Annotated in this window: 6 protein-coding genes; 2 read left to right on the top strand and 4 right to left on the bottom strand. The window is 61.8% G+C overall.

Annotated elements, in window-relative coordinates:
- The coding region (locus tag ACU0BR_RS15080; RefSeq protein WP_446157649.1) for an IS481 family transposase at positions 1–968 on the bottom strand (968 nt) is incomplete at its 3' end.
- Positions 969–1,064: 96 nt separating this feature from the next.
- On the opposite strand from ACU0BR_RS15080, the gene ACU0BR_RS15075 reads away from it, so the two are divergent.
- A complete protein-coding gene (locus tag ACU0BR_RS15075; RefSeq protein ID WP_446157648.1) occupies positions 1,065–1,358 on the top strand; it encodes a hypothetical protein in 294 nt (97 codons plus the stop codon).
- A gap of 93 nt (positions 1,359–1,451) precedes the next feature.
- On the opposite strand, the gene ACU0BR_RS15070 is transcribed toward ACU0BR_RS15075, so the two are convergent.
- Positions 1,452–3,737: a right-handed parallel beta-helix repeat-containing protein gene (locus ACU0BR_RS15070; protein WP_446157647.1), complete on the bottom strand. Its 2,286-nt coding sequence runs from the start codon at positions 3,735–3,737 to the stop codon at positions 1,452–1,454.
- Between the two features lie 235 nt (positions 3,738–3,972).
- Positions 3,973–4,431: a tellurite resistance TerB family protein gene (locus tag ACU0BR_RS15065; protein ID WP_446157646.1), complete on the bottom strand. Its 459-nt coding sequence runs from the start codon at positions 4,429–4,431 to the stop codon at positions 3,973–3,975.
- A gap of 84 nt (positions 4,432–4,515) precedes the next feature.
- Here ACU0BR_RS15065 and ACU0BR_RS15060 point away from each other — a divergent pair, with 84 nt between their 5' ends.
- On the top strand, positions 4,516–6,102 hold the full coding sequence (locus tag ACU0BR_RS15060) for a lysine--tRNA ligase (protein ID WP_446157645.1): 1,587 nt from the start codon (positions 4,516–4,518) through the stop codon (positions 6,100–6,102).
- A gap of 219 nt (positions 6,103–6,321) precedes the next feature.
- Here the strand turns inward: ACU0BR_RS15060 and dacB are convergent, their stop codons facing one another.
- Positions 6,322–7,836, bottom strand: a complete 1,515-nt coding sequence (gene dacB, locus ACU0BR_RS15055) for a D-alanyl-D-alanine carboxypeptidase/D-alanyl-D-alanine endopeptidase (protein ID WP_446157644.1) — start codon at positions 7,834–7,836, stop codon at positions 6,322–6,324.
- Positions 7,837–7,848 lie beyond the last annotated feature (12 nt).

The raw sequence follows: 7,848 nt of genomic DNA, 5'->3' as shown, positions 1-7,848 counted from the left end.
GTGTCACATCCCGGCAGGTAGTATGGCTGTTTCTTGAACAGCTTCGGCTTGCGATTGTGCCAGTCTTTCATCGCCTGCAAGGGCGTCTTGCTTCCCAAGGCCGATTGAGGGAGCTGCTGGTTATAGAGCCAGACATAGCGGTGGAGCGTCGTTTCCAGTTCTTCGCCCGATCGGAAGTGGTGGCTTTGCAGCACCTCCTCGATGCGTCCGTTGAACCGCTCCACCATGCCGTTGGTCTGCGGTGATTTCGGCGGTGTCAGGCGGTGCTCGATGTCGAGGGCCTCACAGAGCGTGTCGAACTCGTGCGCGCCCGTTGCGGTGCGCTTGCGCAGGCCGAACAGCCGGTCGGTGAACTCCCTTCCATTATCCGTAAGAATGGTGCGGATGCAGAGGGGGCAGGCGCGTTCCAGATCCCGAAGGAAACGGCGGGCGTTGGCCGCAGTCCTTGCTTCGAAGATGCGGATGAAGACCCAGCGGGTCGCCCGGTCGATCGCCACGAAGAGGTAGCGCCGTGATGTTTCATCCGCCATCTGGGGCAGGTATTTCACGTCGATGTGGATGTAGCCGGGCTCATAGGCTTTGAAGGCGCTGTGTTTCGGCCGGGGGACCTCAGCCTTCAGATCGCGCAGGTTGCTCACGCCATGCCGACGCAGGCAGCGGTCGAGACCCGAGCGTGACGCGTTCGGATTGAGAAACTCCCGCACCACCGCCAGCAAGTCATCCAGCGAGACCAGCAGCGTCTTGCGCAAGGCCACCGCGACGGCTTCCTGCGCGGGCGTCAATGTCGTTTGTAGCCGATGCGGTGTGTGGCTGCGATCCTCGACGCTGGCGCGCTTGCGCCACTTATAGACGGTCTGCTCCGTGATGCCGAAGCGCTCCGCCAGAACCGGCGCAGGCTCCGCGCTCGCCTGGATCAGGGCCCGTATTCTGGGCGTCGTCGTGGCTTGCTTGTGAAGATGGATCAGCATGATCGTGCTCCGCCTTGGACGTCTCTCAGAACCGATCTTGCCATGAACAGCGCAGATCGCCGAGGACTTATGTGATCATCCGGGATGGAACAATTTATGGCCGACTTTCCTTCATCGTCTTTTCGAGCAGGCAAAGCGCCAGTTTTTCGGAAAGAAATCGACATCGGCGGCCGCTATCCGGTAATCATTGGCGCGTCGCTCGCGCTGTCTTCGGAGCAAGGTCCAGGGCCCGAATTCGCGCCATATCATCCATGGCGCTTCATGCAAAAACGACAGGTGAGCGACATTGCAGCAGGCGACCTCAACATTCGCAATCATCCCACTGTTCAGGCGCATAAAGCCAAGGGCACGGCGGCGTTGATTCGCTTTAGAACCTGGCTTGAATTCTAAATCATGAGACGAGATCCGGATCGTATCGCCGAAGAACAAAGCGGTCCTCGCCCCATCCCCGACGGCCTTGGCAGCTGCGAACGCGCGCGCAATTCAGGTCGGGTTATCTGCTCTTGCGGTAACCCAAGCCTTACCTTTCACCGCCTGCGACCAGTTCAGATGGACTTTTGTTCGCAGGGTTCCCATTTGGGTTTCGACATAATGACCCGGAAAAACCTTCACATTACTGGCGTTGCGGATGGGATTACGCAGGACGACGGATTGGACCGTGCGGCATTCGCCGGAAAAGGGAAGATAACCGGCGAAATCGACCGTCCATCTGTCCGACGCGGTCTCCTGCTCGAAGGGCAGCGTAACCGGGTTCGAGATGATTTGGTCGATCGAGTTGAAAGTATTTCCTTCAACCACGATATTGCGATGCCGCGACGCGTCCAGCGGTGCGAGACTCTCATCCACTTTGTCCACCCGGGTGATCGATCCGTTGATCGCCTTGAAAACGTTGCCGGATATGTTCAGGCCCTGGATGTAATGTCCCGGGCCGAATGGCTTGATTACAAACCAATTGAACCAGGGACTCACATCGTTGACCGTAAATATATTACCAGTGACAGTCAGGCCACCGAAGCTGAGTTCGCTGTTGTGTTCAGGCTCTGCGTCATGTTCATTCGTCCATTCTATATAATTGTTGTCGATATAATTTCCGGTTATCTGCGTTTTCACATTCGGCTGCGTGAGCACCAGTCCCGCCAGCCTGAGACCGTTGTTGCGCGTATCGCCGTGGAACCAATGATTGCCAACGAAAATATGGCCCGATCCGTTCATCACGGCGAAATGGCGGAATTTCACGAAACGATTGTCGCGAATCTTGTTATCGTTGGCATTGGTATTCATGCCGATCGTGACCCGGTCTTCGGCCGCCAGGCTCTGCTCGCTGGATACCCAGTTGCACCGGTCGATCAACATTCCCTGACAGCCGCGCCCGATAGAGGTAATGCCGCGATCTTTCGGTTTCGTCAGAAAGCAGTCGCGCAGATGAAAGGTCAATCCGTCCGGCGCCAACATGATGCCGGAAGCCTTCCCGTCCAACTGAAACTCGATGTCCGAGAGTTCCAGTTTCGAAAGCGAGCTGAAGCCACTGAAATCCAGCAGATACTGAAAGCGCTGGAACTGATACACATTGGTCCCGGCCGCGTCATGCAGTGGCTGGCTGAGCGTCAGCGTCGCCGCTCCGATATTGCGGTCCTTCACGTAAACTTCGCGCCCCACGCCCTTGCCCGTGACCAGGGAGCCGACCGGAATGTTGGCGACATTGACCACATTCGTCAGCCGCAACTTGTCGGAGATCGAGTAGCGTGCCTGCGAACTGACCGTGATCGTGTTCCAGGCCGGGCTGGCCACCACGTTGAACTGGCCGTTGCGGATCACGCGGCGCACGGCCCAACTGGTCTTGTTCGACACAGCCGCTTGCATGTCGATCGGCGCATCCACGTCGATACGACGCCCGCACAGGTCGAGGCTGTCGTGGTCGACATTGTTGAACAGCGCCTGAAACGCCTTGCGAAACGCCAGAGCTTCGTCCTTGAAGGCATCGATATAACTGGGAAGATCGAAATTCTTGGTCAACGCGAGGATCGCATCGGTCGGCATCTCGATCCTGCCCCGGAATTCGACGCGGCTGTTGAGGGTAACACTCTGAGCCAGACGAAAAACGCCGTCGGGCACCAGCACGCGCCGACCGTCCGCCACCTGATCGGCTGCCAGGAAGGCGGGGGCGTCATCGGCGGCGCCGTCCCCGATGGCGCCGAAATCCTTGACGTCCACGACGTTCAACATCTCGCGCACGAATTGCGCGCTGACGTCTTCGATCTTCAGGTTTTCGATCCGCAGCAATCCGCCGTTCGCGCCGGTCAGATCCAGTCCGAAATGGCCGTAATCGGGCTGCATCCCCCAGATCAGCTCCACCCCGTTGCGCGCGCCGGTTCCCACGATCGCCTCGATCGTCACGACTTTGCCGTATGTATCGAGCTTGCTCGCCGTCGTCACCTCCGTCAGGCCGGTGACATGGGCGCCTCCTGCGGCACCGGCCCAACCGGCGATACGCACCGACGGCAGATTGCCGCTGATCGCTTTGACGCGTGCGGAAATTCTCAGATAGCAGCCGGGCAAAAGCGGCGTCTCACCGGTGTAACGCAGTTTTTGAACCGTGTCCGTTTTCAGCATTTCCAGGCAGCTGCCGAAATCCTGGTCCGCCGGGACCACGGCGGCATTGGCCGCACCCGCGTAGGTCGCATCGCCCGGTGTCCCGTCACCGCTGGAATAGACATCCAGCCCGTCGGCAAAGGGCGGCGGCATCAGGTCGGCGCTGTCAATGATCGGCATCTTGCAGGTTCCCTCTTCATGAAAGACACCGCATCTGGACCGACAGACCACGCGAGCGCGCGGATCTCTGACCGCGCGCGCCTCGACTGCTCTGCTGGAATGGCGTCAACGGCGGTGCCCGGACGGCCAGCGACATAGCATCCCGTGGTTAAAAGGCCGTTAAAGAAGCATGGAAAATCGTTGGCACGACCCTCCCGGGGGCCGCCCTGCCGACCCTGCTACACCTGCCCGCCTGCTACAGGCGCATGTGGCGCGCCCGCGCCCCCCGCTCGATCGCCGCCGCATGCAGCCTGTCGATATCCAGCTGATACCGGACCTCGGCCAGAAACTCCAACTCGGTGTCGCGGAGCAGCCCGTCCGAGGCGGCGACATCGCAGGCCAGCGCATAGGCCGTTTCGAACAGCCGTTCGGGCAGCCCGTCCTTGACCAGCTTGAACAGCGCGTCGAGGCCGTTCTCGTCGTCGAACAGCCGGAACACGGTGATGGAAACCGCCGTCAGCCGCTCCTGATCGTAGCCGTCGAACACCGGCAGATCGTTCACGATCTGCTGGATCGTCAGCAATTCCTTCGTGCGGACGGTTTCGTCGGAGGCGCTGACAGCAACCATGATGGCGACAAGCGCGTCCTGCGGATTCAGCGACAAGGGGGTATCGGCCACGGCGGGTTTCCTTCCAAGCGGTGCTTTCCTCCTCATTATTGACCTCTCCGCGTCGCGGCAATAGGGAGGATGCGCAGCCGGGCATGGGGTCCGGAGCTTCATGAAAAGTGCAAAGAGAACATGTCCCACCTGCGTGAAACGGCGATGATGTCCAAAGCCTGGCCCTTTGAAGAGGCGCGCCGCCTTCTCAAACGCTACGCGAAGGGCGCGCCCGAAAAGGGGTATGTGCTGTTTCAGACGGGCTACGGCCCCTCCGGCCTGCCGCATATCGGGACCTTCGGCGAGGTGGCGCGCACCACGATGGTGCGTCGTGCGTTCGAGACGATATCCGACATCCCGACAAAGCTGCTGTGCTTTTCCGACGACATGGACGGGCTGCGCAAGGTGCCGACGAACGTGCCGATGCAGGAACAGATGCATGAAGATCTGCACCTGCCCCTGACCAAGGTGCGCGATCCCTTCGGCACACACGACAGCTTCGGCCGCCACAACAACGCGCGGTTGCGTGCGTTTCTGGACCAGTTCGGATTCGATTATGAATTTGCGTCCTCCACCGACTACTACGCCGAGGGCCGGTTCGACGAAACATTGCTGCGTGTGCTCGAACGGTTCGACAAGGTGATGGAGATCATGCTGCCCAGCCTCGGCGGCGTGGACGCCGATCGCGTGCACACCTATTCGCCCTTTCTGCCGATCAGCCCCAAGACCGGCCGCGTTCTGCAAGTCCCTACACTGGAACGCAATCTCGACAAGGGCACGATCGTCTATCAGGAACCCGGCGGCGAAAAGGTCGAGCTGCCCGTCACCGGCGGCCATGTAAAGCTGCAATGGAAACCCGACTGGGGCATGCGGTGGGCCGCGCTTGACGTCGATTATGAAATGTACGGCAAGGATCTTATCCCCTCGGCCGCGCTCTCGTCGAAAATCTGCCGGGCGCTCGGCGCCCGAGGGCCCGAGCTTTTCAACTATGAGCTGTTCCTGGACGACAAGGGCCAGAAAATCTCCAAATCCAAGGGCAACGGGCTGAGCATGGAGGAATGGCTGACCTACGCCAGTCCCGAAAGCCTGTCGTATTTCATGTACCAAAAGCCCAAGACCGCCAAGCGGCTGCATTTCGACGTGATTCCCAAGGCCGTGGATGAATACCACCAACAGCTGCGCGCCTTCGCCGATCAGGACGAAAAAGCCCGGCTCGGCAATCCCGTCTGGCATGTCCACGGCGGCAATCCGCCCGTCTCCAACCTTGAGGTGCCGTTCGCGATGCTGCTGAACCTGGCGTCGGTTTCCGCGGCCGAGGACAAGGATGCGCTCTGGGGGTTCATCCGCCGCTATGCGCCGCAGGCCTCGCCCGACACCCACCCGGACCTGGACGCCGCCGCGGGTTTTGCCGTGCGCTATTACAACGATGTCGAGAAACCCACCCGCACCTATCGCGCCCCGACAGCGCAGGAACGCGCCGCAATGCAGGATCTGGCCGGGCGGCTGCGCCATTGGGATGGCGCGACGGATGCGGATACTCTGCAATCGATGGTCTTTGCCGTCGGCAAAGAGCACGGATTCGAGCCGCTGCGCGATTGGTTCAAGGCGCTTTACGAGGTCCTGCTGGGCGCCAGCCAGGGCCCGCGCTTCGGCGGATTCATCGCGCTTTACGGGATCGCGGAGTCCGCGCAACTCATCGAAAACGCCCTGGCGTCCGCACCTGCCTGACCAGCCCCGGCCCGTCCTGCCCTGGCAGGACGGGCGGCCGTTCCCACCTGCGCTTCACCAGAAAATCACGGTGACCGATGAAGACGGCGGGTTCCACTTTCCGGATTATGAGATGGCCGAAAACGGCGATGGCTGGCAAATCAACGGCGTGCAGCTGTTGCGCGGCGCGCAGGTCGGCGTCTGACGTCCCGCGCGGGCGCCCCCACTATCCGCCCCCCTTCAAGCGTTATACACATTCGCCCAGCGGCGCAGCAGCGTCGATTGCAGCCGCCGCGACCGTGAGAGCCACGCCTTGCCGCCCTCGGGGCTTTCGCGCTCTTCACGATCCAGTTCCGAACGCTGGTCCAGATCTGCGGTGAAAATGGCGAAGACCAGCTCCCGCTTGTCGGGGGCGGTGATATAGCCTGCCAGCGCGCTTACGAAGTTCAGCGTTCCGGTCTTGGCCACCACCTTGGCGGGATGGTTCTTGACCACACGGTAGTTCTCATCGCGCATCGCGATCGACTTCAGCAAGGGCTGCAACTGTCCGTTCAGCCCCCCGGTGGTCAGCACCCGGACCATGTCGTTGGCCGTCACGCGCGAGGCGCCGCCAAGGCCCGAATGATCGACCATCATCGGGTTCGTCGCATGCATCCGGTAGCGCAGCCATTCATTCATGTGGCTGGCGGAATGTTTCAGCGTCTCGATCGGCCTGCTGCGGCGCAGGGTCGAATTCAGCCCCAGAACCTCCGCCGTCAGGTTGGTCGAATAAAGAAGCATGGACGTCAACGTCTTGTTGAGCGGCTCGCTGATGCTGTCGGCCAGAACCACGCCGTCGCCCGGCAAATCGCCCGCCAGCCGCTCGACGGCGGGCAGCTCAAGCCCGTTCGCGCGTGCCAGCGTGCGGAAAACGTCGGCGGCGTAGAGCGCGGGCTGACGCACGGGCAGCCACCGCCCCCCGCCCTTGCCAAGCGCGCCGCGGGCCACGGTCCAGGCGTCGCGCAGCCCGTCGCTGCGATAGGTGTAAACCGGCGTGCTGCGGTCCTCGACGGTGATATAGGCGATATCGACAGCCGGGCTGTAGCCGACGGTGCGCGCCTCCATCGTGGTGCTGTATTCGCCGTTTTCGCGCTTCCACTCGAAGAAGACGCGGTTGTAGTTGAGGTTCAGCCCCTCGACGGCCGGGTTGTAGCTGACATGCGCGGGCTGCGCGGGATCGATCTGCGCGATGCGCCCGATCCCTGCGTCGGACACCAGGAACTTGCCGGTCAGCCCGAGCACACCCGCCTTTTGCAGCTTGTTCGCCAGATCGCCCAGCTCGACGGTGCTCAACGACGGGTCGCCCCCCGCCGCCAGAATGATGTCGCCCTGCACGATGCCGTCGGTCATCGGGCCGGAGGCGATCACCCGCGTGGTGAACCTGTATCCCGGCCCCAGCGTGTCCAGCGTGTAAAGCGTGGTCAGGGTCTTGGCCACGCTCGCGGGGGGCATCGGGGCATGCGGGTTGTAGGATTCCAGAATCTCGCCGGTTTGCAGATCCGCCACCACACAGCCCACCTGCCCCGTCAGCCGCGCCGCCGCCACGACCTCCGCAAGATCCGGCGGCCGGTTGCGGTCGGCCTTTGCGAGGCGCGGCAGCGGGCGCGGCGAGGACGTGAGGGGTTCGGCCAGCGCCCCGCCCGCGGCCGCGGCACCGACCCCGGCACCGATCCCGCCAAGCACCCAGCGTCGCGGTGATTTGAAATCTGCACTCATGCCGGTGAATAA

The organism is Brevirhabdus sp. (assembly GCF_052826345.1).
This window is presented reverse-complemented; position numbering and strand designations above follow the sequence as displayed.